The following is a 23601-nucleotide window of genomic DNA, read 5'->3' on the forward strand; positions in this document are numbered from 1 at the left end:
TTTGCTATTTCCATCCTATTGCGACGGTCTACATTACCTATCACAGGTATGTAGCAGCACTCAATGAAGTCCTGTTAAAAACCTAGGGGACAGCGTGAAAAGTACGCGATAGCGATGTTGATGTTAGAGATTTGTAGATATGCAGTTCAGGTTATCCTTACAGCAGCTTAGTGTAGGAGTCTTATTGAGTCTAAGTTTGATGGCGTGTGATAGTCATCATCCGGAACCTGTAAGACAACAACCGCAGACGCAATCGGATCATGAAGCGAGTTATGTACTCGCAGATGAACAAGAGCAAGCAACTTCTGATACAGAAGCGATGTCGCTCAATCAGGTTGCTGGACAAGCCACCTTGCCACACCCTGTGGTGCGTCAAGATAATCATAGTCAACCCTCGGAAGCCGATCTGATCTATGTCGGTCGCTATCATGCCCGCATTCCATGTACAGACCCTTTTGCAGGCTGTGTAAATAATGAAAAAGAAGCTGAATATATCCTGAATTTATTAAGTGATGGTTCAGTGTACTGGACCAATACCAGCTTTGGGCGTCTCGGTTCCGATCCAACACGTAGTGTGGCCAAGATCGAACAAACCTGTAAACAGGTGCACTGGCATGTTCATAAAGAACTGAATGAGATCATGGTGCGTTGTGACGCGGCAGATCTAAATCTTTACTATCAGATCAATCAGCAGCAGGATCTGGTATTAAATCTGGACAAGATGTGGAATGAAGGCAATGGCAATAACCGTAAGTTCTTTAAAGAATATCCTTTTCCGCAGCAAGCCTATGTCTTTAAAAGAGTAGAATAAAAATTGTTTTGATCATAAAAAAAGAGCGCAATAAGCGCTCTTTTTTTACAGCCTGGATTAGTAATCGAAGCTAAAGTGTTCTGGTGCCAGTGAAGTCAAGGTACGAGATGTTGTTACCATTGACTCGGCATGGCCTTGAGCGCGTGGTAATAAACGGTCGAAGTAGAAATCAGCAACCTTGATTTTTGCTTTATAGAATTCAGGGGTTTCAATACCGTTACCTGCTTCTAATTTCTCAGAGGCAATCACTGCTTGTTGCGCCCAGAAATAAGCCATCATGACGTAGCCAGAGAACATCAAGAAATCTGCAGAAGCTGAAGACACGATATCACGGTCCTTACGTGCAGCCAGCATGATACGAACAGTTAACGTGTTCCATTGTGCACAAAGCTTGGTTAAGTCCCATGCAAAACGGCGGAGGTATTTGTTACGTGCATGTGCAGCACAGAATTTCAGGATTTCAGCCGTATAATCACGAACCACTTTACCTTTCGAGCTTAACAGGACTTTACGACCAATCAGATCGAGTGCCTGAATGCCTGTTGTGCCTTCATACAAGGTTGAGATACGTGCATCACGTGCGATTTGTTCCATACCCCATTCACGGATATAGCCATGACCGCCGTAAACCTGCATACCGTGGTTAGCTGCTTCTAGACCCATTTCGGTCAAGAAACCTTTCAAGATCGGCGTATAGAAACCAAGCTTGTCATCATAAGCTTCATAAGCTGCCTGATCGCCACTGACCAATGCATCTGTCATTTTGTCCGCAAGTTTTGCAGCATGGTAGATCATTGAACGACCACCTTCAGCAATTGCTTTTTGCGTCAATAACATACGACGAACATCAGCATGGTGAATAATCGCATCAGCTACACGTTCAGGTTCTTTCTTGCCAGAAAGGGCACGCATTGACATACGATCTTTGGCATAAGGTAAAGCACCCTGGAAAGACAGTTCAGCGTGTGCAATACCTTGCACTGCGGTACCGATACGTGCTGTATTCATAAAGGTAAACATTGCATGTAAACCTTTGTTGATCTCACCGATCAGGTAACCTGTGGCATTGTCAAAGTTCAACACGGCAGTTGCAGAGGCCTTGATCCCCATTTTGTGCTCGATAGAACCACAAGACACCGCATTGCGCTCACCTACGCCACCATCCGCAGTCGGGATGAATTTAGGCACGATGAATAGAGAAATACCACGTGTACCCGCAGGCGCATCTGGAAGGCGAGCTAATACGATATGAATAATGTTTTCAGTTAAATCGTGTTCACCCGCAGAGATGAAGATTTTGGTCCCAGAAATTTTATAGGTACCGTCTGCATTTGGTTCTGCTTTGGTTTTGACCTGACCTAAGTCTGTACCACATTGAGGCTCGGTTAAGCACATGGTGCCTGACCAGGTACCTTCAACCAGTTTAGGCATATAAGTATTTTTTTGCTCGTCTGTACCAAACTGCATGATGGTGTTCATACAACCTGTACTTAAACCTGGGTACATGGTGAAAGACCAGTTCGCGGTTCCCATCATTTCTGATTTGATCAGGTTTAAAGACATTGGCAAGCCTTGACCGCCAAATTCTTCCGGATAAGAAAGACCTTGCCAGCCACCCATCACAAACTGGTCATACGCTTCTTTAAAGCCTTTCGGTGTGGTTACCTCACCGTTATTAAACGTACAGCCTTCTTCATCACCTGACTGGTTAAGCGGAGAAAGTACGTTTTCGCAATAATCTGCCGCACCTTCAAGAATCATATCAACTGTATCAGCATCCGCATTTTGACCACTTGTCAAAGTTTGGTAATGTGCTGGATAATCTAACATTTCGTTCATTAAGAAACGAATATCACGGAGCGGGGCTTTATAAGCTGGCATAATCTTAATCCTGTATTTGAATCATTTTGGATTATCTGTTTCGATACTTTGATTATTCACAATGGTGATAAAAATACATTGATAATCACTGGGGAAAAGAATGTCAGAAAAGCGAATCTCCTAGATTTGATGGAGATGGAAAAATCACTTTTCTGTGGGTGTTTAAACTTATATTAAACGTGAAAAATACTTAATTCTATACTTGAAAATATAATGATATAAAGGTGTTTGGTAAAGCTATGCGTCTAAAATATTTAACTTTATGTTTAATGGGTCTCAGTCTTTCGGCCTGTTCTCAACATGTCATTAAAACCAATCCAGCGACGGTCAACCTCGAGCAGAAGGCAGTGAATAGCCTGAATGCCATCTACGAATATCCAAGCTATGACTACCGTGGCAAATTCAATATTCATGTTGATCAGGAGCCAAGTAAAAATACTGCAAAAGCTGAACCTGCATCTTTAGAACCGGCACTCAAGCAAAAAGTGGAACAATACTTAAGAGAGCAAAAGGTCAACTTAAACAATAAACAGAAGCAGGCTTTGTATACCGCACTGGCGCAGGAACAAAAAAGCGCTGGTCGTTCCAAGGCTGACAAGTTTACCCAGGTCATGACCAATATTCTGAACGAGATGCAGTTTGAGTACGAGGGTTCGGTGCATTATCGTCAGAAAATGGGTTCCTTGAACCTGACGGCGCGTTATGAAAAGCCCACCTTGCTGGTACAGGCCAAAGTGCCGATGGTGCTTGATCTGAATCATTATAAATTCTATATCAACTACTTCGCCTTGATGCCTTATCTGGTCAATAAAGACAACCAGAACAAGCTGGCCTATCTGGATTTTTCAAAATATCAGGACGCTTTCAAGCAAGTGGATTACAAGAAATTTGCTGAATATGTGAAAGCATCCAGTGCGGTTTATTATCGTCTTGCCGATCAAAAGAATATTCAGGCCTTATCCGTTTCCTCTGCTGATCAGGCTGCAGGCGTGGTGGAAAAAATCCATTTAAAAACCTCGGTTGAAGAACTGATTCTGCAAGCGAATTTATATAGCAAGGTCAATGAAAAATATTTGATGCAAAGCGTTTTAAACCTGAACGCGCAGAATTTAGAAAAACTGGTTGCAGATGAAGTGGCGAATGCCGAGCAGGCAAAATCTAAAGCATCATTACTGGAAACAAAAGATTCGGCAGATGATGCCAGCTTGGTAAGCCAACAGCTATACCGTCTTGTGAATCAGCATTTTGGTGTTGAGGATATTGAGGAAGCCGATGCTGATGAAAGTGCAGATACGGCGGAAGCAGCAGCGGCACGTGCAGCTGTAGCAGCGGCTGACGATCCCAAAGCATCTGAATATCCGGAAGAATCTGATGATCTGGAAGCAGCTGAAGATGAGCAGGCAGGTTTATCTGAGCAACAATGTACAGCCCTGCAAACAGCGCCTAAAACCACCTATGGCGATGTGCAGTATTGTCAAAGTGTATATGGCATTGATGTGTTCTCGGATCAGCCAGTAGAGCCAGGTTTCTTGACTTATATCCAGAAATTACAAGCGGTTGAAAAAGAATTCGCAGTTTATGATCAAAACCAATTTATTGATGATCAGGCATTTAAAGCACTTTGGCTGAAACATCAGGCGGATATTGAGAAAGCTTTACCGCCTGTCGACAAACGCAATCCATTTGTGATGGATGTTGGACTGGATGCTAAAGGACGTGCTGTAAAGATTGACTATGATTTGAATTATGGTCTGCCTGAGTTGAAATCACGATTTAATATCAAGGCCGATATGCTGATTTCCAATTATGGTAAAGGCACACCGATTGACCAGGCGCAGTTGAAGCAGGCGAAAACATGGGCTGAAGCCAGCAAAGGTTCAATGCTTGAGCAGGCAGTGAACAGCTTCTCGGAAAAGTTGGGACAGGCGGGTATTCAGGAGCGTTCAGCCGAGCCGTATCGCTTATCTTTAGATGATCAGCTCAACCTTATTGCCGAGCAGCGTTACGATGCAACACGTGCTTATGAGCCAACGTATAAGGCGGTATTCATTGCCAAATTGACAGAAAATGCGCCACACATTGTCCAGCGTTACTCAAGCCAAGAGTTGCAGGAAATAGCTGCTGTATATGCGTATTGGTACGCCGATGAGGATGTTTATAATCCGGAAGGCAAAGCACTGCAAAAGATTGAAACTTTGCAAAACAAACATCATCTGCAAGGTGAAGACCAGTTTGATGATGGTTTAGGGCGTTCGGTTTACCATATTGTCAGTGAGGCGATGCAGGGTGAACAAGATCGTCAGGCATGGAAAAAGCTACAGGCTCAGTATAAGCAGCCGCAACAGTTATTTGCCAAGCAATACCGAATCCAGTTCGAACAAGAAAATGGCGCTTCAACTGAGGAAAAAGTCTTACTTGCGCAAACGGCAAATATTTTGGGACAAGTCTATGTCGATGCACGTAAAAACCGACTGTCTGAACAATCGATTAAAGCTTTAAAGATTGAACATAATGAATTTATTGATTATGAAATCTTTAAACAGGTCTATCAGAAGATGTTAAATCTGAAGTAAGCCAGCACAAAAACAGCCTGTAACATACAGGCTGTTTTTTTATCTAATTTTCAAATGATTATAAAAAATCTTTCAGCTCAGGTTTAACCCCGTTCCAGATGGAGAAGGCTTCAATCGCTTGACCCACCAGCATGCCGAAACCATCCGTCGCAGGCACTTGGCGTTGTTGGGCTTGATCGAGAAAAGTGGAGGGTTTGCCATAAGCCATTTCATAAGCATGATGGAAAATCAAGCTTTCAGGCAACTGCAAGGTATCTCCCGTTAAACTTGCTGAAGTTGCATTAATCACCAAATCAAATTCACCTGACAGTTGATCGAGACCGATCGCTTTTAGCTCAGTTTGCGGGACAGCATCTTTTAAATCTTCAACCAGTTGTTCTGCGCGGGCGAGAGTACGATTCGCAATCACAATCTGTTTTGCACCTGCCTGTACTAGAGGATAAATCACACCACGGGTTGCACCGCCAGCCCCTAAAATCAGAATGCGGCTATCTTTAAGTTCCCAGCCTAGTGCTTGAATCGCAGCAACCAGACCCTGACCATCGGTATTATCGCCATACAGTTTGCCATCCTGCATCCAAAGCGTATTTACGGCTTTGGCAATCTTGGCACGTTCAGTCAATTGATCACACAGCGCAAAGGCTTGCTCTTTAAACGGTACTGTGACATTTATTCCCGCACCATTCTGGGCAAAGAAGTCTTTGGCAGTACCTTCAAAACCATCCAGTGGCGCAAGAATTTTTCTATAGTTTAAATCGACCCCGGTTTTTGCTGCGAATGCATGATGTAACTCTGGTGAGCGTGATTGTTCAATCGGGTTTCCAATTACAGCAAATTGTTTGGTCATGAGTGATTCACCAATATCAGGAAGAGGGTCAAGTGCTAATGTTTCTTGGTCATAAGGCATCGGCAAACCAATTGATTTGTCTTAATCCTTCTATGGCTTGAAAGTCTTTGGTATTTCGGGTGACCAGCGTCAAGCCATGAGCCATTGCAATGGCTGCAATCTGTCCATCAACAAAAGGAATATTATTTCCATTTTTTTGCGTTTGTATCCTAATTTCTGCATGAATTTTAGCAGCTTGTGCATCATAGTCCAGAATAGGAATTAAACTCACCACATCATGTAAAAATTTTGTGATGAGTTGTTTGCGCTGTCCATCAGGCATTTTAAGCCAGCCAAAACGTAATTCATGCCAGACAATACTGGAAATCGCGATTTCATGTTGAGCAAGATAAAATTGTTTTAACACAGCTGAGTCTGGTTGAGATTTGGCTAATTCAGAAATGATATTGGTATCAATTAAATAGCTGATCTGGCTTACCATGAAAATTCACGTCCTTGGCTTGAATCTCGTTCAGGATGAAAATCAGTAGGTTCAGTATTTAACGTTTGCAGGGCTTGTTGGTGCCAGTTTTCCCAAGCCTGCATAAAATTTTTCGGCTCGCCTTGTAATTTTTGATATTCTGAATAAGAAATAAGTACCGCTGAGGTATGACCATGTTGAGCAATAAAGGTTTTCTGACCTTGTTGGCTCTGCTGAATTAATTTAGCCAGATTGGCTCGGGCATGGGTAAATGAGATATGTGACATTTTAAACCCTCTTTTTATTGTACATTTTTATTGTACATTTTTTAGAAGCAGAGTGTCTATTTTTTTAAGATTTAAAAAAAAATCCCTAATGCAGGATTAGGGATTGTTAGGGATTACTTTTGCAGTCCCAACCAGTCTCTTGGTTTTAGATAATAATCGGTGAGACGCTTCTCTGCCGAATCTGCATCCCATTCAGGACGATATGACCAACCTGCCAGATTAGGCAAGCTCACCAGGATTGATTCAATGCGCCCACCTGTCTGTAGACCAAACAAGGTACCACGGTCATAGACCAGATTATATTCGACATAACGGCCACGACGGTATAACTGGAACTCACGTTGCGCCTCGGTGTAAGGCTGTTCACGATGCTTTTCAAAAATCGGCAAGATCGCGTCTAAATAACCATTACCAACGGCCTGCATATATTTAAAACAGGTTTCAAAATCCCACTGGTTCAAATCATCAAAGAATAAACCACCGACACCACGCTGTTCATCACGATGTTTTAAATAGAAATAATCATCACACCATTGTTTATGTTCTGCATAGACCTGTTCACCAAAAGGCTGGCACAGGTCATAAGCTTTTTGATGCCAATTAAGCACATCCTCATCATCTGGATAGAATGGGGTTAAGTCAAAACCGCCACCAAACCACCACACTGGATCCTGACCTTCAGGCTCAGCGACAAATAGGCGAACATTGGCATGAGAAGTGGGGATATTCGGATTTTTCGGGTGAATCACCAAGGATACACCCAATGCCTGTGCCTTCGCACCTGCAATTTGTGGATGACGTTCAGTTGCTGAAGCGGGGAGTTTACTGATATTGATGTGGGAGAACATCACCCCACCTTTTTCAATGACTTCACCATTTTGCAAAACACGAGAGCGTCCGCCACCGCCTTCGGTTCGTTGCCAATCATCAATGATAAACTCAGCGGTTCCACCGCCTGCACGTTCCTGTTGCTCTAGTCCTGCACAAATGCGTGCCTGTAGATCGAGTAAAAACTCGCGAACACGTTGAATATCAGCTGAAGTTGGATGCTGCATGATGATCCTCTTGATAAGATCTAGGAATTACTGATATCAAAACATAAATCCATAAAAAAAGTAAGGGATTTTTGAATCTATATGAAATATGCATGATTTAGGGTGAAAAATCGTGTTCAGTTAATCTTGGTTTTTACTTTGACCTTTGGAACGGTTCTTTTCAATAAGCTCATTAATTTCTTCATTGTATAGCCAGGTATTTAAAATACCTTCAGAACTTTCCAGGCCAGTTATATCTAAAAAATGTTCAAATGTACCGGCAACTTGCTCTCTATCATCGGTACCCAGTGAATCGGGATCAATTTGATGGATACCGTCTGAAAGTATTTTTAGCCGTTGTTGTTTACTTGGTTGAGCTGAATGCTGATAGAGTTGGATATACGCTTCAGCAGTCTCAGCGACCTTTTTATTCAATAACTTTTTTAATTGAGGATCTTGAACGCCTGAATAGAGCTGGCCATCCGTTAAAAAATGATCTTGTTGCTGGAACTGATTCAATTGATTGATAATTCCAGCGTTTGATGGATGATCTTTATTCTCTTCTGCTTGAGTACAGCCACAGAGTAGTAGAACAGCTGTGGCTAAGAAAATACTGAATAATTTCATTTTGATAAATTCTCTTATCTAAGCAAAAGATGACTCTAAAGTCAGAAATCATCTTTTTTATAGAGATGATCCATACGTTCACTTTTGGTCTTTAAATATTGTTCATTGAAGGGATTACGGCCCACCGTAAGCGGAACACGTTCAACCACATTAATCCCCAGATCAGTCAACGCTTTGAGTTTGAGGGGATTATTGGTCACCAGTTTCACTTCTTTGATTTGAAGATGATCCAGCATGATACTGCACATATCATAGCGACGCGCATCGGCAGGCAGGTTTAATAACAGGTTCGCATCAACCGTATCATGACCTTGATCCTGTAAGGCGTAGGCACGGATCTTGTTGGTCAAGCCAATACCACGTCCTTCCTGACGCAAATATAAAATGACACCTTGGCCCGCTTCATTAATCAGGCGTTGGGTGGCTTGTAACTGCGGGCCACAATCGCATTTAAGCGAAGCGAAAGCATCACCCGTCAGGCATTCAGAATGGATACGCACAAGCACAGGCTTATCTGGAGCAGTTTCTAGCCCTTTAGAAAGCGCCACATGTTCCTCACCCGTTTCTGGATCTTGAAACACGGAAATATTGAAGTCACCAAAGGCAGTCGGCAGCTTTGATGTTGCAATAAATTCAATCGGCACAGAGAACTCACTATGATCATAAAAACTGTCTGAGTATAGCTTAATGTGTGAAGATTGCGCGAACCGGAATTTCTGATTTTTTATATAAGTTTTTCTTTTTCATACAAAGCACACAATAATGGTTGATAAACAGTGACATAATTCAGGATAATCTACGGGTCATTCTTTAAAAATTGTAGAAGAATGTTCAGCACTACATCATTCGCACGTGTGGCTGATTGAAGGTAGATCATATTTAATTGTATGATTGCCCCCATTTAACCCAGCTTCGGACTTGCCAGGCTTAAAAAGGCTTTGCCACATTATGTTGTATACCGAAATTCCAACTCAACGCCCTGTTACGCCATTGTTAGATGGAATTGATCATCCACAACAATTACGTCAGCTCGAGCAAAGCCAACTCGTTCAAGTGGCGGATGAGTTACGTCAATATATTTTGTATGCAGCTGGGCAGAGTGGCGGACACTTTGGTGCAAATTTAGGTGTGGTCGAACTGACCGTAGCCTTGCACTATAGCTTTAATACACCAGATGATCGTCTGGTCTGGGATGTCGGACATCAGGCTTATCCGCATAAGGTGCTAACGGGGCGTCGTGATCGTATCGCGACCATCCGTAGTAAAAATGGTTTGGCTGCGTTCCCTGCACGTGATGAATCTGAATTTGATACCTTTGGTGTAGGCCATTCTTCGACTGCCATTTCAGCAGGGCTGGGTATGGCGTTGGCGCGCCGTTATCAAAAAGATCCATGTGATGTTGTTGCAATCGTCGGTGATGGGGCAATGACCGCGGGCATGGCATTTGAAGCCATGAATGATGCCGTTGCGCATAATGCCGACTTGATCGTGGTATTAAATGATAACGATATGTCGATTTCGTGTAGTACCGGTGGTTTTGCCAAACATCTGGCAGCCATTTGGGAAACAGGGCAGTTGATTAATGTGAATGAACAGGGTGAAGCCTATGTTCAGCCTCATCCTAAGTGGACTTATAATTCACGGTTACATCAATCAGCGACCGATGCCGCTGATAATTTATTTAAAGCAATTGGTTTTGATTATTTCGGACCATTTGACGGACATGATGTGGAGCAACTGGCGCAAGTGTTCCATGCGCTGAAAAAGCGTAAAGGCCCACGTCTGGTTCATATTTATACCAAAAAAGGGAAAGGTTTTGCGCCAGCGGAAGCCGATCCGATTACCTATCATGCCATTACTAAAATCGCGCCAGCCGCTGCAGCACCAGTAAAAAAATCACCCCCTAAATACTCCGATGTATTTGGGCAATGGCTATGTGATGAAGCCGCTCAAGATGAGCGCCTGCTTGCCATTACACCAGCAATGTGTGAAGGCTCGGGTATGGTGAAATTTGCACAGCAATATCCTGAACGTTTCTTTGATGTGGCGATTGCGGAACAACATGCGGTGACTTTAGCTGCGGGTATGGCATGTGAAGGCTTAAAACCGGTTGTTGCGATTTATTCAACCTTCTTGCAACGTGGTTACGACCAGCTGATCCATGATGTGGCCTTGCAAAATCTGGATGTCACTTTTGGAATCGATCGTGCAGGTTTGGTCGGTGAAGATGGTCCAACCCATGCGGGTGCTTACGATTACGCCTATATGCGTACTGTGCCCAACATGGTGATCATGGCGCCGAAAGACGAGAATGAATGTCGTCAGATGCTACATACCGCGTACCTCTATGAAGGGCCGACAGCAGTCCGTTATCCGCGTGGCGCAGGCACCGGTGTTGAAATTCAACAACAGATGACGGCTTTGCCAATTGGTAAGTCTGAAATCGTGGCTGAATTTAATGTTGATGCTGAGCAGCACATCAGTATTCTGGCGTTTGGTAGTCGCGTTGCACCATCGGTTGAAGCGGCAGAACAGTTTGCACAGAAACATGCGATTGGCGTGCGTGTTGTGAATATGCGTTTTGTGAAGCCACTGGACGAACAAATGATTCGTGACTTGGCAGCGACCACTCAACTATTTGTAACGGTTGAGGAACATGCCGTGATGGCGGGCGCAGGCAGTGCGGTGAATGAATTCATGGCACATGCCAAGATTGTCAAACCGATCCTGAATCTGGGTTTGCCCGATACATTCTTACACCAAGCGACCCATCAACAAATGCTACAAGATTGCGGTCTAGATGCTCAAGGAATCCTGGCGTCCATTGAGCAAGCCTGGTTCTAGTTTCTAAGTTGATGTAAAAGCGAAAATAATTTTTCGCAACATTTTTCCCCTAAAAGCGCTTATATTTGCTAGAATATACGCGCTTTTATGCATTATTCTTTGTCAAAATCTTCAAATTTGTAGTGGGTGTTCAATGGAACCTATGGTGGTTATGGCTGCGCGTGCGGCTCAAACAGTTGGTCAAGAGCTTTTAAAGGCACATCAAAATCGTCATAAACTCGATTTACAAGTTGAAGAAAAAGGCATTGATGGTCCGGTAACACGTGTTGATCGTTACTTGGAACAACTTACAATTGATACACTTCGCAAAAGCTATAAAAACCACAGCTTCCTTGGTGAAGAGTTTGGTATGCAAGAAGGTAAAGGTCACGATGCAGACTGGTGCTGGGTGATTGATCCTTTAGACGGTACACAAAACTTTATCAACGGTTTCCCGCATTTCTGTATTTCTATTGCAGTACAACATAAAGGTGTCACTCAACACGGTGTGATCTATGATCCGGTGCGTGATGAGCTATTTTCTGCGAGCCGCGGTCGTGGTGCAGTGATGAACCAGCGCCGTATCCGTGTCAATGTTAAAGAAAACCTTGAAAATACTTTCCTTGCAGTCGGTCATCCGTACCGTGCCAAGCGTAATGGTGAAATCGTTTCTTATGCAGAGCAACATTTTGCGTCATTATTGGCAGTGACTAAATCTGGCGCGCAAATCCGTCGCGGTGGCTCAGCTGCATTAGATTTGGCTTATGTTGCTGCGGGTCGTTTTGATGGTTTCTTTGAGCTTGGCTTAAAACCGTGGGATATCGCTGCGGGCGAATTAATCGTGAAAGAAGCGGGCGGTGTTGTTGTCGATGCGCGCGGTGGCAATGAATCATTTGACAATGGTCAGGTGCTTGCATGTTCATTGAAGATGTTAAAGCCATTGATGCAAAACGTTGTTCCAGCTTGGGGCGATGCTGCAAAATAATTTGTAGATTAAAAAAAGAGTAGCATCTAGCTACTCTTTTTTTTGTGTAATAGGGCGGGAATAATAAATAGCTGAGATAAAAGTAAAATAACGGTATTGATTAAATAGGCAGCCCAATACGGTGGAGCATGCATTGATCCGAAAAGGGCAATCAGGAATTGTCCAATCACGATGCAGCTGCAGGCTGTGTAGGTGAGGATGGGATAGGTTGTATCCAGTTTCAGAAAGATTGAGAGGCCACGGGCAATAAAATAAATTGAGAAAAGAACACAGGTTAAAATGACTCCTTTAACCGGATACTCAAAGACGTATCCAGTATCATGAATAAAGGGGTAGGGATTTTGCTGCTGTCCATGATAAATAATATTCAAACACCCGAATAACCATAAACCCAGTAATAGTCTGATCAGCATAAAATTATTTTGTAGTTTATTTTCCATGTTTATTTAAAGTAATCTGTTGTTGTCACACAGAATAATTGTGCATTTAATAGAAGTGTATCGCTTATTTGTGATCGCTAGGCCCAGTATTTTCTAAAAAAACGTGACTTTCTTAAAGTTTCTGCTATAATCCGCCCACGCACTTAAATTCCAGTTCATTACCTGAACATTCAGTTCTATTCATATTAGCGCACGCTGTCCATAGAGAGGACCACATCTTGCGCCCAAATCGCTTAGCGATTCTTCAGGTTGAGGCAGTAATCAAGCGTGCGTTTAGTCCACATCGTCGTTATTCGGATCGCCGCTGAATTTCATATATTTTCAGCTTGAGTCGCTTTGCCGCTTGTTGCCGATGTCTATTTTTTGTATTTATTAAAATGGAGCACCCACAAGGGTGAAACTCTCTATGAGCAAAACTTTTGCCGAATTTTCTTTGCACGAAACCTTACAACAAGCCCTAGAAGGTTTAGGTTTTACGACACCAACTCCTGTGCAAGAACAAGCGATTCCAGCTGCATTAGAAGGTAAAGATTTATTAGTTTCAAGCCAGACCGGTTCTGGTAAAACAGCAGCATTTTTACTTCCTACATTAAACGCTTTAGCGGGTGAAGATACTTTTGTGCCATTCAAAGAGCGCATGAAAGCAGTCACTCAGCCTACAATTTTAGTTATTTCTCCTACGCGTGAATTGGCTCAACAGGTTAGCCAAGACGCGATTGCATTTGTACGTCACATGAAAGGTGTTCGTATTGCTGCAATTATGGGTGGTATGCCTTTCGGTAAGCAAATCCAGCAGCTTAAAGGTGCACAAGTTGTCGTTGCGACTCCAGGTCGTTTACTTGACCTTGTAAACCGTCGTCAAATCAAACTTGATAAAGTTGAATCATTAATTGTTGATGAAGCAGACCGTATGCTTGATCTTGGCTTCTCTGAAGACTTGGAAGCAATTGGTGAATTGGCTGCAAACCGTAATCAAACATTAATGTTCTCTGCAACTTTTGCTGATCGTATTATCCGTCTTGCTGAACGCATGATGAATGATCCGCAACGTATTGCCATTGAAACTGGTCACAGCACCAACACTGATGTAACTCAAACATTACATTGGACTGATGGCTTTGAACACAAGAAAAAATTATTGACTCACTGGTTATCTGATGAGTCTGTAGATCAAGCGGTTGTATTCGCCAGCACGCAAGAAGATACCGATATGCTTGCTGAAGAGCTGGCTGAAGCGGGTCATTCTGTTGTTGCACTCCACGGTGCGATGCCACAAACCGTTCGTAACCGCCGTTTACGTAGCATTCGTGAAGGTCGTGCAAAAATCCTGGTTGCAACCGATGTTGCGGCACGTGGTTTAGACGTACCGACCATTTCACACGTCATTAACTTCGGTTTACCGATGAAAAATGAAGACTATGTACACCGTATTGGTCGTACCGGTCGTGCGGGTCGTACCGGTCAAGCTGTGACTTTGGCAACTTACCGTGAGCGTGGCAAAATCCGTGCTTTGGAAGATTATTTAGATGCACGTTTAAATGTATCTGAAATCGAAGGTTTAGAACCATCTCCACCTCCTGCACGTTCAGGTCGTGACGGTGGCGGTCGTGGTCGCGGTGGTCGTGATGGCGGCGGTCGTGGTCGCGGTGGTTTTGGCGGTGGCCGTCGTTTTGAAGGTGAAGGTAACTTCAAACGTCGTGAAGGCGGTGATGATCGTCCACGTCGTAGCTTCGATGACAAGCCACGTGGTGAGCGTCCATCTTTTGGTGGCGAAGATCGTCCACGTCGTGAATTCAACTCTGACCGTCCACGTCGCGAGTTCAATTCAGATCGTCCACGCCGTGAAGGTGGTTTTGAAGACCGTCCACGTCGCGAATTTAATTCAGATCGCCCACGTCGTGAAGGCGGTTTTGATGATCGTCCAAAACGTAGCTTTGGTGGTGAAGACCGTCCACGTCGCGAGTTCAATTCAGATCGCCCACGTCGTGAAGGTGGTTTCAACGATAAACCGCGTTTTGACTCAAATGATGACAACCGTGGTAACCGTGTAGATTACAAACCACGTCGTGAAGGTAGCTTCGGTGACCGTCCTAAACGTGATTTTGGCGATCGTCCACAGCGTGAAGGCGGTTTCGGTGATCGTCCAAAGCGTAGCTTCGGTGATGACCGTCCAAAACGCAGCTTCGGTGGTGATGACCGTCCAAAGCGTAAGTTTGGTAGCGATGAGCGTCCAGTGCGCGGTTCACGTGAAGAAACTTTCGGTGGTGACCGTCGTCGCAAAAACGATTTTTAATCGTTAAAAACCGATAGAATGAAGAAGCCAGTTGAAAAACTGGCTTTTTTATTTCGGTTTAGTCATGTAAAATTATAAAAATGTGTACTAATTCAAACTTTATATAAGAAATGAATAAGGTGAAGCAAAATAAAAGCCTTTTGAGTCAAGCTTGGTCTTTCATGTGTAGTGAAGGGCTGCCATGCCTATTCGTCATTTTAATGCTGTGTAATGGTTTGTTTTTTGCTTATGCGTTGTTTGATATGATTAATACGGAATCATTCAATGTTAATTCTCATCCAACCACCAGCCAAATAGTTCCCAAGAATAACTACATAAATTAAATACTCTTGATACATGGTTTATCAAAATGGAAACAAGCGTTTAGTGTTTCAGTGTATAGTATGCGTGCATAAAAAGTGCAGGAAAGAATGCCATTATGAATAATCCATCTCCTCTTGATCGTGAAGCCTTAATTGAAGTTAAAAACTTAAGCTTTAATCGGGGAGAGCGCGTCATTTATGACGATATCAGTCTTAAGATTCGTCGTGGTCAGATTACTGCCATTATGGGACCGTCCGGTACCGGTAAAACCACTTTGTTGCGTCTGATTGGTGGACAGCTAAGCCCAGATCACGGCGAAGTGCTACTGGATGGTAAAAATATTGCAGCGATGTCACGTCATGAGTTGTTCGCTGCGCGCGCGCGTATGGGCATGTTATTCCAGAGTGGTGCATTATTCACCGACATGTCGGTCTATGAGAATGTCGCATTTCCAATCCGCGCACATACCAAATTGCCAGAACATCTGATTGCAGAACTGGTGGCATTAAAACTGGAATCGGTTGGATTGCGCGGTGCTGAACAGTTGATGCCAACCGAGCTTTCCGGTGGTATGAACCGTCGTGTTGCCTTAGCGCGAGCGATTGCACTGGATCCTGAGCTGATCATGTATGATGAGCCATTTGCAGGCCAAGACCCGATTGTAATGGGGGTATTGACCCGTCTGATCCGTTCCTTGCGCGATGCTTTGGATCTGACTACGATTATCGTATCGCATGATGTGGCCGAGACCTTATCGATTGCGGATTATATTTATGTGGTTGCCGAAGGTAAAATTCAGGGTGAAGGTTCACCAGAACAATTAAAAAACCATGCTTCACCTTTTGTACGTCAGTTTTTAACAGGTTCGGCTGAGGGGCCTGTGGAATATCAATTTACTCATCAAGCATATTTAGATAACGAGGTTCGTCCATGAATGCGATTGCCTGGCTAGGTAGACTCGTTATTGAGCGAATAAAAGGCATCGGCGCTGCCGCATTGATGCTCCTGCAAGTTTTATTTTCCATGCCATCAAAAGGTGGTTTTCGGCGCTTTGTTTACCAGATGTATCGGGTCGGGGTGATGTCCCTGCTGATTATTGCGGTTTCCGGTTTGTTCATTGGTGCCGTGCTGGGGTTGCAGATGTATAGCATTCTGGTCACTTTTGGCAGTGAAGCAATGCTCGGTACTGCAATTTCACTGACCTTGCTGCGAGAACTTGCTTCTGTCGTTGCTGCCTTATTGTTTGCAGGGCGTGCAGGCTCGGCTTTAACGGCTGAAATTGGTTCCATGAAACAGAGTGAACAGCTTGCCAGCATGGAAATGATCGGTGTTGATCCACTGCGTCAGATCGTAGCTCCTCGTCTATGGGCCGGTATTGTCAGTTTACCCATGCTCACGGTCATTTTTGCAAGCATTGGTATTATTGGCGGCAAGCTGGTTGGTGTTGATTTTTTAGGTGCTGATGAAGGTTCGTTCTGGAGTGGTATGCAAAGCAGCGTCCAGTTCTGGCATGACATTTTTAATGGCACCATTATTAAAAGCATTGTTTTTGCTTTGATTTGTACATGGGTGGCGGTATATCAGGGCTATGCCTGTGAACCAACCCCAGAAGGTATCGCGACTTCAATGACCAGAACGGTCGTATATTCTTCACTTTGTGTATTAGGTTTTGATTTCGTGTTGACTGCGGTCATGTTCGGAGGGATTTAATGAAATCACGTACTAGTGAGCTGGCCGTAGGTATTTTTGTCATTATCTTCGGTGTCGCTCTATTTTTTCTGGCGATGAAGGTCAGTGGCTTGGTGGGTACTAATCTGCGCGACAGCTACAGCATGACAGCACAGTTTGACAATGTGAACGGCTTGAAGCCACGTGCCAAAGTGACCATGAGTGGTGTAACCATTGGTCGTGTTGAATCAATTACGCTTGATCCGGTTTCCCGTCTGGCCACCGTTAAATTTGATCTGGATGGTAAGCTGACCAGCTTTAATCCGGAGCAGCTCAAAGAAGTGCAGAACAATGCGCTGGAAGAGTTACGCTATAGTTCTGACTATGAGCAAGCGAATGCTGCGAAACAAAAAGAAATGGAACAGCAACTTACCAGTAACATGACCTCCATCACCACACTCGATGAAGATGCTTATATAATGGTAGCAACCAATGGTCTATTGGGTGAGAAATATTTGAAGGTTGTTCCGGGTGGTGGTGTGAACTACCTCAAACGGGGTGACGTGGTTTCAAATACCCAGGGCACCATGGATTTAGAAGATTTGATCAGTAAATTTATTACCGGTGGTGCTGGTAAAGCCACATCAAGCTCAACAGCGACAGAAAGCCCAGCTTCACAGCCTGCTGCTGAAGCAGAACCTTCTTTTGTTGAGTAATTCAGGTTAGGAGATTGAAGTGAATACATTATTGAAACAAACGCTAACCGCAAGCGTATTATCGACAATGCTTGCAAGTGCGGCATTTGCGGCACCAACTGAAACCCCGCCTGACTTTGTTAAACGTGTGGCTGATGGCTTAATTACGCGTCTAAAAGCGGATCATGCCAAGTTGCAGAATAATCCGGCAATGGTGAAAAGCATTATTCGTCAAAACCTTGATCCATATGTGGATTCTCAAGCGTTTACCCGTATTGTGTTAGGTACTTATGCGAATAACCAATATACCAATGCTGCACAACGTGCACAGTTCGAGAAGAACTTCCGTGAAGTGATTATCGAGAACTATGGCGGTGCTTTCGCAAAATATACCAATGAAAGCTACACCATGCGTCCGTTTAAATCGACCAACAGCAAAACCCCTGTGGTGACTTTAGACTTCTTGCACAATGGCGAGAAAATTCCGGTGTCGTTCCAGTTAACCGACAAGGGCGACCAGTGGAAAGTACGTAACATCAATGTGTCTGGTATTGATTTGGGCTTGCAGTTCCGTAACCAGTTCGCTGCAACGGTGCAACGTAACGGTGGCGATATTAATAAAGCGATTGCGACCTTTAAACCAGATGCAGATGCTGCAGTTAGCAAAAAATAAGTAGGTGACGGGTGATTCAGTATATTGATCAGCAATTGGTCGTTTCCAAAACGATTAATTTTGCAAATGCAGAGCAGATCTATCAAGCTGGCTTAAAGCATATTCAGCAGCATAAGAATTTTCCTCTGGTTGTTGATCTGGGCCAGCTTGAGCAGGGCAATACTTTATCGTTGGCGGTACTGGTGCAATGGTTGCGTCAGACACCAGACAGTAAAGGGCTGCATTTCAAGAATGTGACTGAAAAAATGCTGAAAATCATCCAGGCCTGTCATTTACAAGATGATCTGAAATTGATTTGATGATTCTTGTAGAGATAAAAAAGCACCGTAAGGTGCTTTTTTTATTAGATCCACTTCTTCCAGCGGAAATAGATGGTCGGACCAATCAGGAAGGTTAATACCAGCGTGATCACAATCCAGAAACTGGTACTGCCATGTGAAAACGGTAATACTTCGGTATTCATGCCATAAATACTGGCCACCAGCATTGGAGGTGCCAGCATGCTTGGAAGAATAGAGAAGCGTTTGAAGGTCTCATTCATCTCGGTATTGGCAAAACCGGTGGTAATATCCAGTAAGAATTTTAGTTTTTGAAACAGGAAGGTATTGTGCTCCAGTAAAGAACGCACATCCTCACTCATCTCCCGGATATCGGGGTCATAAATATGGCTGCCTAAGGCACGTGGCCGCGAAAGGAAAGACAGAACTCGGCGCAGGTCGGTCAGACAGAGCTGAGCTTTTCCTAACATGTCTTCCTGATGCGCGAGCCGTGTGATCATGTCATCCAGATCAAGGATCTGTTCACGATGGTGATCGTTTAACACCTCGGCTGAATATTCTTCCAGATACTTATGCGTATCTTCCAGAATATCTGAAAGCTCATCCAGTTTAGATTCCAGCAAGCCTAATAAAATCCACACCGGATCTTTATAATCGATGCTGTAATCATTGCGTCTTGCCCGGGCGCGAAAGGCCCGGAAGGCCACCAGTTTTTCGCCACGTAGCGTGATCAGTTGTGTTTTATCCAGTAGAAACGCAACGGTGTGGACGGTAGCGGCGAGTGTATTCTCGAGATCTTCTTGTTCACGATCCGATTGAAAATTTTTATTCTTTGTTAAAAAATAGGTGCTGATATGCAAAATTCCGTCATCATCACGGTAGAATCGTGCTGATGAGGAAATATCTTCAAGTGACTTTAGGGTAGGTAGGTTTCGCTCATATGCATCCAGAATCCATTGTTGTTCTTCTTGGGATGGGGCGATGAGATCGATCCAGACCAGTTCAGGATGAAGGTCGAAACTGCCATTGATTGTTGCATCTTCTAGACTACCGCGCTCAGTGGCATAAAAGGCTTCAAGCATGTCTTTTTTCCTTGCGCAGTCGAGGTAAAGTTTCCGGTGTTTTTCCGAAAAGCAGGGTGTATTTTAGACAAGGATGAAACGAAAAACACTTGCCTAAACGTTATTTTTTAAAAAATCTTGTTACATAGCCTACTTTATCAGCATGACAGTTCTATAAAACGGTTTTAATTGTATGAATTCTATATGTGTTTTCTGTGGTTCCTCTCTCGGGAATGATCCTGTTTTCAAGCAAATGGCCCAGTTAACCGGGCAGGTGATTGCCGCGCAAGGCAAAACGCTGGTCTATGGCGGTGGGCGTTCGGGGCTGATGGGTGTGGTGGCTGATAGTGCGCTACAGGCGGGCGGCCGTGTGATTGGTGTGATTCCCCATGCCTTGGTGGATCGAGAGCTGGCCCATACCGGTTTAACCGAATTGTATCGGGTCAACAATATGCATGAGCGCAAGACCAAAATGGCTGAGTTATCTGATGCATTTGTGGCTTTACCCGGTGGTGCAGGCACACTCGAAGAAATCTTTGAGCAATGGACCTGGAGTCAGTTGGGTATCCATCAAAAGCCTTGTGCTTTTTTAAATGTGAATGGTTTCTATACCGATTTGCTGAAAATGCTGCAAGCCTCGGTTGACAGTGGTTTTACCCAAGCACGTTTTGTGGATAAGCTGATTGTGGCCGAGCAGATTGAAGAGGTTCTGGCTGCATTTGCGGCTTATCAACCTGCGGCACCGAAGTGGCTATCTAGCACTGAAATTCAGGCCTGAGGATACGATTGTGAAAACCATTACTGTTGCTGCCGCCATTATCTTGAACGAGCACAATCAATTGCTGTTGGTGCGTAAGCAAAATACCCATGCCTTTATGCAGGTCGGCGGTAAGCTTGAGCTGGATGAAGCACCTGAAATGACGATTCAGCGTGAGATTCTGGAAGAAATCGGCTGTGAGTGTGAGCTTAAAGAGTTTGTCGGTGAATTTAGAACAGCAGCAGCCAATGAACCTGATCATGCCTTGATCAGCTATGTATATGCGGTTGAGTTAAAACAGCAGCCACAAATCGCGGCTGAGATTGCAGAGATGAAATGGATCGATCTGGATGACCAGTCGACGCTACTGGCGCCACTGACTAAAGAAGTGGTGATTCCGTGGTGTCAGCAGCAGCATTTGAATTAATTTCCTGATGCTGTGCGGCTGCCAGACACAGACTATAGACCTGTTGGCAGCCCAGTTGTTGCAGCACCTGAGATAATGCAGTAATCGAACTGCCTGTGGTGACCACATCATCGACAATAAGGACCTTGCGATAGCGAATCTGGTTCGGTGCAGCAGCAACAAATTGCCGTTCAATATTTTCCAGCCGTTCTAGCCGGCGTAATCCTTTTTGAGAATGCTGGGCCAAGCGCTGGACCGGTTGCCAGACGGGAATGTTCAAGTGCTCACTTAAGGCCTGCGCCAAGAGCAGGCTCTGGTTAAAACCACGCTCGACCAGACGATCTGTTGAAATAGGCATGGGCACAATGGCATGCACTTTGGGCAGTCTGGGTTGCAATAGCAAGCCATTTAATAGACGTTGATGATGCAGTTTCTGCTCATATTTAAACTGTTGGATAATCCGGTCAATCGGGTACTGATAATGGCAGGCCACCATGATTTGCTGTTGATTGCGTTCAATGCTTTGCTTGAGCCAGGGCAATTGTTGCCAGCAGCTTTGACAGACACCGAAGTGCCGTTTCATGCCAATATCACACAGGCTACATGGGGTAAAATACTCAAATAGCTGCTGTGCTGATTTGCCCAATAATTTAAACATAGGCATATCTTGGTGCTTCGGGTAACCAGCGTTTCAGTAGACCTTCTGCATGTTGCGGATAATCTTTCAGGATTTGCTCTGCGACATAATGTGCCTGAGTCAGCAGGTGGTCATCGCGTTCTAGACGAGCCACACGAAAGCCCATATCACCGGTTTGCTTGGTCCCGAGTAATTCACCGGGGCCACGAATTTCCAGATCTTTTTCCGCAATCACAAAGCCATCATTACTTTCCCGTAAAATAGAAAGCCGTTCCTGCCCATTTTGTGATAAAGGGGTTTTATAGAGTAGGGCGCAGAAGCTGGCGGTGGCGCCACGGCCGACACGGCCACGCAGCTGATGCAGTTGAGACAGGCCTAAACGTTCTGCATTTTCAATCACCATAATCGAGGCATTGGGGACATCGACACCTACTTCAATCACCGTGGTGGCAATCAACAGTTGCGACTGATTGTCCTTAAAAGCTTGCATCACAGCCTGCTTTTCATCGGCTTTCATCTTGCCATGTACCAGCCCGATATTGATGTCTGGGAAGCGGTCTTTAATTTCCTGATAAGTGGCCTCTGCGGCTTGTGCATCCAGTGTTTCAGATTGCTCCACCAATGTACAAACCCAGTAGGCCTGTTTACCTTCACGACAATTACTGGCAATACGTTGCAAGACCTGTTCCCGCCGTTCCAGGGGGATGGTGACAGTCTGGATCGGGGTACGACCGGGTGGCAGCTCATCAATAATCGAGGTGTCCAGATCGCCATAGGCACTCATGGCGAGGGTGCGGGGAATCGGTGTTGCAGTCATCACCAGTTGGTGTGGGGTGAACTGGTCCGCGCCTTTATTGCGCAAGGCGAGGCGTTGATCAACCCCGAAACGGTGCTGTTCATCGATAATCACCAAGCCGAGCTTGGAAAAACCGACCGTATCCTGAAACAGCGCATGGGTACCCACGATTAACTGGGCATGACCTTCTTTAATCTGCTGTTCAGCCTGTGTTCTGGCTTTACCTTTTTGTTTACCCGACAGCCATGCCACCTGAATACCCAATGGTTCAAACCAGCGTTTAAAGTTTAAGTAATGCTGTTCAGCCAAAATTTCAGTGGGTGCCATCAGTGCCACCTGCCAGTCGGCTTCCAGTGCATGACAGGCAGCGACTGCGGCCACCAAGGTTTTGCCAGCACCGACATCGCCTTGCACCAGACGTAACATCGGTTGATCTTGTTTAAGGTCCTGCAAGATTTCCTTAGAAACGCGTTTTTGCGCATTGGTCATCTGAAAAGGAAGGCCTTCTAATAATGTCTTGGCTAATATTTTGCTGCTACTAAAACGTGGCGCTGAAATCTGACGGATATAAGCTCGACGTGTGAGTAGACTGATTTGATGCGCCACCAGTTCTTCAAAAATCAGCCGTTGCTGTGCCGGATGTGAGCCTTGATTGAGCTGCAACATGTTGGCATCGGTGGGCGGCTCATGAATGTAATGCAACGCCTCTTTTAGCTCATAGCCATTGCTATATTTACTGGGTAATAATTCGGGCAGATCATCGCTGTGATGGGTAAGTGCCTGACGGACATACTCACGTAATTTGGGCTGGGTCAGGCCTTCGGTACTGGGATAAATCGCGGTCAGCTGAGTCTTGGGCAGGGCCGTATGTTGCTGGATCACCTGAATTTCAGGGTGATACAGCTCCAGCCCCCGTGCACCAACGCGCACCTCACCAAAAATGCGCAGCCGTTGCCCCATTTTGATACGGTCCGTAAGACCTTTATAAATATGATAGAAGCGTAAGGTGACCTTGCCGAAATCATCCTGGACCAATGCAGCAAGAGATTTCTTTTTTCCGGGTGGAAAGTCAACAGAGCGGACTTCACCTTCAAGCAAGTAACTTCGTCCAACGACCAGCTGATTCATTGGAATAATAGTGCTACGATCTTCATAGTCACGGGGAAGATGGAATAACAAATCATCCGTGCTAAAAATATGAAGCTTTTCTAAGAGGGTCGCTGCGGCAGCACCAACGCCTTGTAATTGCTGAACTGATGTCATCTC

Annotated in this window: 22 protein-coding genes; 12 read left to right on the forward strand and 10 right to left on the reverse strand. The window is 44.6% G+C overall.

The window, feature by feature from the left end; all coding sequences use genetic code 11:
• Positions 1-139: 139 nt before the first annotated feature.
• Positions 140-811 (forward strand): hypothetical protein, encoded by a 672-nt coding sequence (locus J699_RS07915; protein WP_005282918.1) that lies wholly within the window; start codon positions 140-142, stop codon positions 809-811.
• A 57-nt stretch (positions 812-868) separates the two neighbouring features.
• Here the strand turns inward: J699_RS07915 and J699_RS07910 are convergent, their stop codons facing one another.
• Positions 869-2692 (reverse strand): acyl-CoA dehydrogenase C-terminal domain-containing protein, encoded by a 1824-nt coding sequence (locus tag J699_RS07910; RefSeq protein ID WP_005227481.1) that lies wholly within the window; start codon positions 2690-2692, stop codon positions 869-871.
• Between the two features lie 239 nt (positions 2693-2931).
• On the opposite strand from J699_RS07910, the gene J699_RS07905 reads away from it, so the two are divergent.
• Positions 2932-5265, forward strand: a complete 2334-nt coding sequence (locus tag J699_RS07905; RefSeq protein ID WP_032868753.1) for a hypothetical protein — start codon at positions 2932-2934, stop codon at positions 5263-5265.
• 58 nt (positions 5266-5323) lie between these two features.
• Here J699_RS07905 and aroE read toward each other — a convergent pair whose 3' ends face one another.
• From aroE to ribA, 6 genes are all read right to left on the reverse strand, one after another.
• Positions 5324-6112, reverse strand: a complete 789-nt coding sequence (aroE, locus tag J699_RS07900) for a shikimate dehydrogenase (protein WP_032868754.1) — start codon at positions 6110-6112, stop codon at positions 5324-5326.
• 49 nt (positions 6113-6161) lie between these two features.
• On the reverse strand, positions 6162-6593 hold the full coding sequence (locus tag J699_RS07895) for a type II toxin-antitoxin system VapC family toxin (RefSeq protein WP_009513990.1): 432 nt from the start codon (positions 6591-6593) through the stop codon (positions 6162-6164).
• Entirely contained in the window at positions 6587-6859 is a 273-nt protein-coding gene (locus J699_RS07890) for a type II toxin-antitoxin system Phd/YefM family antitoxin (RefSeq protein WP_032868632.1), read from the reverse strand. The genes J699_RS07895 and J699_RS07890 overlap by 7 nt, the downstream gene beginning before the upstream one ends.
• 113 nt (positions 6860-6972) lie before the next feature.
• On the reverse strand, positions 6973-7914 hold the full coding sequence (gene hemF, locus J699_RS07885; protein WP_032868633.1) for an oxygen-dependent coproporphyrinogen oxidase: 942 nt from the start codon (positions 7912-7914) through the stop codon (positions 6973-6975).
• 120 nt (positions 7915-8034) lie between these two features.
• Positions 8035-8520: a DUF4844 domain-containing protein gene (locus tag J699_RS07880; protein ID WP_009513986.1), complete on the reverse strand. Its 486-nt coding sequence runs from the start codon at positions 8518-8520 to the stop codon at positions 8035-8037.
• Positions 8521-8561: 41 nt separating this feature from the next.
• Positions 8562-9164 carry a GTP cyclohydrolase II gene (gene ribA / locus J699_RS07875; protein WP_005227469.1) on the reverse strand — a complete coding sequence of 201 codons (603 nt, stop codon included), beginning with the start codon at positions 9162-9164 and terminating at the stop codon, positions 8562-8564.
• Positions 9165-9468: 304 nt separating this feature from the next.
• Here ribA and dxs point away from each other — a divergent pair, with 304 nt between their 5' ends.
• From dxs to J699_RS07830, 8 genes are all read left to right on the forward strand, one after another.
• The gene (dxs, locus tag J699_RS07870; RefSeq protein WP_032868634.1) at positions 9469-11364 is read left to right on the forward strand and encodes a 1-deoxy-D-xylulose-5-phosphate synthase; all 1896 of its coding nucleotides are present in this window, start codon (positions 9469-9471) and stop codon (positions 11362-11364) included.
• 133 nt (positions 11365-11497) lie between these two features.
• Positions 11498-12328, forward strand: a complete 831-nt coding sequence (locus J699_RS07865; protein ID WP_005227466.1) for an inositol monophosphatase family protein — start codon at positions 11498-11500, stop codon at positions 12326-12328.
• An 846-nt stretch (positions 12329-13174) separates the two neighbouring features.
• Positions 13175-15061, forward strand: a complete 1887-nt coding sequence (locus tag J699_RS07855; protein ID WP_005227464.1) for a DEAD/DEAH box helicase — start codon at positions 13175-13177, stop codon at positions 15059-15061.
• A gap of 418 nt (positions 15062-15479) precedes the next feature.
• The gene (locus J699_RS07850; protein WP_009513978.1) at positions 15480-16298 is read left to right on the forward strand and encodes an ABC transporter ATP-binding protein; all 819 of its coding nucleotides are present in this window, start codon (positions 15480-15482) and stop codon (positions 16296-16298) included.
• Positions 16295-17074, forward strand: coding sequence for a lipid asymmetry maintenance ABC transporter permease subunit MlaE (gene mlaE, locus J699_RS07845; RefSeq protein WP_005227460.1), 780 nt, complete (start codon positions 16295-16297; stop codon positions 17072-17074). Before J699_RS07850 ends, mlaE begins: the two co-directional genes overlap by 4 nt.
• Positions 17074-17748 (forward strand): outer membrane lipid asymmetry maintenance protein MlaD, encoded by a 675-nt coding sequence (locus J699_RS07840; protein ID WP_009514011.1) that lies wholly within the window; start codon positions 17074-17076, stop codon positions 17746-17748. Before mlaE ends, J699_RS07840 begins: the two co-directional genes overlap by 1 nt.
• Before the next feature lie 19 nt (positions 17749-17767).
• Positions 17768-18400, forward strand: a complete 633-nt coding sequence (locus J699_RS07835) for an MlaC/ttg2D family ABC transporter substrate-binding protein (protein ID WP_032868636.1) — start codon at positions 17768-17770, stop codon at positions 18398-18400.
• Positions 18401-18411: 11 nt separating this feature from the next.
• Positions 18412-18699 (forward strand): STAS domain-containing protein, encoded by a 288-nt coding sequence (locus J699_RS07830; protein ID WP_005227455.1) that lies wholly within the window; start codon positions 18412-18414, stop codon positions 18697-18699.
• Positions 18700-18743: 44 nt separating this feature from the next.
• On the opposite strand, the gene J699_RS07825 is transcribed toward J699_RS07830, so the two are convergent.
• Complete coding sequence (locus J699_RS07825; RefSeq protein ID WP_005227453.1) at positions 18744-19760, reverse strand: CorA family divalent cation transporter; 1017 nt, start codon at positions 19758-19760, stop codon at positions 18744-18746.
• Positions 19761-19932: 172 nt separating this feature from the next.
• Between J699_RS07825 and J699_RS07820 the strand changes: the two genes are divergently transcribed.
• Both J699_RS07820 and J699_RS07815 read left to right on the forward strand, forming a co-directional pair.
• Positions 19933-20517: a TIGR00730 family Rossman fold protein gene (locus J699_RS07820; RefSeq protein ID WP_032868638.1), complete on the forward strand. Its 585-nt coding sequence runs from the start codon at positions 19933-19935 to the stop codon at positions 20515-20517.
• Positions 20518-20527: 10 nt separating this feature from the next.
• Positions 20528-20923 (forward strand): NUDIX hydrolase, encoded by a 396-nt coding sequence (locus J699_RS07815; protein ID WP_032868640.1) that lies wholly within the window; start codon positions 20528-20530, stop codon positions 20921-20923.
• On the opposite strand, the gene J699_RS07810 is transcribed toward J699_RS07815, so the two are convergent.
• Entirely contained in the window at positions 20877-21560 is a 684-nt protein-coding gene (locus J699_RS07810; RefSeq protein ID WP_032868642.1) for a ComF family protein, read from the reverse strand. The two genes, J699_RS07815 and J699_RS07810, sit on opposite strands and share 47 nt — an antisense overlap.
• Positions 21553-23598, reverse strand: a complete 2046-nt coding sequence (recG, locus tag J699_RS07805) for an ATP-dependent DNA helicase RecG (RefSeq protein ID WP_032868644.1) — start codon at positions 23596-23598, stop codon at positions 21553-21555. Before recG ends, J699_RS07810 begins: the two co-directional genes overlap by 8 nt.
• Between the last annotated feature and the right edge of the window lie 3 nt (positions 23599-23601).

Source organism: Acinetobacter sp. 1000160, from assembly GCF_000588715.1.
GTDB classification, from domain to species: Bacteria; Pseudomonadota; Gammaproteobacteria; order Pseudomonadales; family Moraxellaceae; genus Acinetobacter; species Acinetobacter courvalinii.

Bases quoted from the DNA above. Each gene is read 5' to 3' on its own strand.
- J699_RS07915 (WP_005282918.1), top strand. From the start codon at position 140: ATGCAGTTCAGGTTATCCTTACAGCAGCTTAGTGTAGGAGTCTTATTG.
- J699_RS07910 (WP_005227481.1), bottom strand. From the start codon at position 2,692: ATGCCAGCTTATAAAGCCCCGCTCCGTGATATTCGTTTCTTAATGAAC.
- J699_RS07905 (WP_032868753.1), top strand. From the start codon at position 2,932: ATGCGTCTAAAATATTTAACTTTATGTTTAATGGGTCTCAGTCTTTCG.
- aroE (WP_032868754.1), bottom strand. From the start codon at position 6,112: ATGACCAAACAATTTGCTGTAATTGGAAACCCGATTGAACAATCACGC.
- J699_RS07895 (WP_009513990.1), bottom strand. From the start codon at position 6,593: ATGGTAAGCCAGATCAGCTATTTAATTGATACCAATATCATTTCTGAA.
- J699_RS07890 (WP_032868632.1), bottom strand. From the start codon at position 6,859: ATGTCACATATCTCATTTACCCATGCCCGAGCCAATCTGGCTAAATTA.
- hemF (WP_032868633.1), bottom strand. From the start codon at position 7,914: ATGCAGCATCCAACTTCAGCTGATATTCAACGTGTTCGCGAGTTTTTA.
- J699_RS07880 (WP_009513986.1), bottom strand. From the start codon at position 8,520: ATGAAATTATTCAGTATTTTCTTAGCCACAGCTGTTCTACTACTCTGT.
- dxs (WP_032868634.1), top strand. From the start codon at position 9,469: ATGTTGTATACCGAAATTCCAACTCAACGCCCTGTTACGCCATTGTTA.
- J699_RS07865 (WP_005227466.1), top strand. From the start codon at position 11,498: ATGGAACCTATGGTGGTTATGGCTGCGCGTGCGGCTCAAACAGTTGGT.
- J699_RS07855 (WP_005227464.1), top strand. From the start codon at position 13,175: ATGAGCAAAACTTTTGCCGAATTTTCTTTGCACGAAACCTTACAACAA.
- J699_RS07850 (WP_009513978.1), top strand. From the start codon at position 15,480: ATGAATAATCCATCTCCTCTTGATCGTGAAGCCTTAATTGAAGTTAAA.
- mlaE (WP_005227460.1), top strand. From the start codon at position 16,295: ATGAATGCGATTGCCTGGCTAGGTAGACTCGTTATTGAGCGAATAAAA.
- J699_RS07840 (WP_009514011.1), top strand. From the start codon at position 17,074: ATGAAATCACGTACTAGTGAGCTGGCCGTAGGTATTTTTGTCATTATC.
- J699_RS07825 (WP_005227453.1), bottom strand. From the start codon at position 19,760: ATGCTTGAAGCCTTTTATGCCACTGAGCGCGGTAGTCTAGAAGATGCA.
- J699_RS07820 (WP_032868638.1), top strand. From the start codon at position 19,933: ATGAATTCTATATGTGTTTTCTGTGGTTCCTCTCTCGGGAATGATCCT.
- J699_RS07810 (WP_032868642.1), bottom strand. From the start codon at position 21,560: ATGTTTAAATTATTGGGCAAATCAGCACAGCAGCTATTTGAGTATTTT.
- recG (WP_032868644.1), bottom strand. From the start codon at position 23,598: ATGACATCAGTTCAGCAATTACAAGGCGTTGGTGCTGCCGCAGCGACC.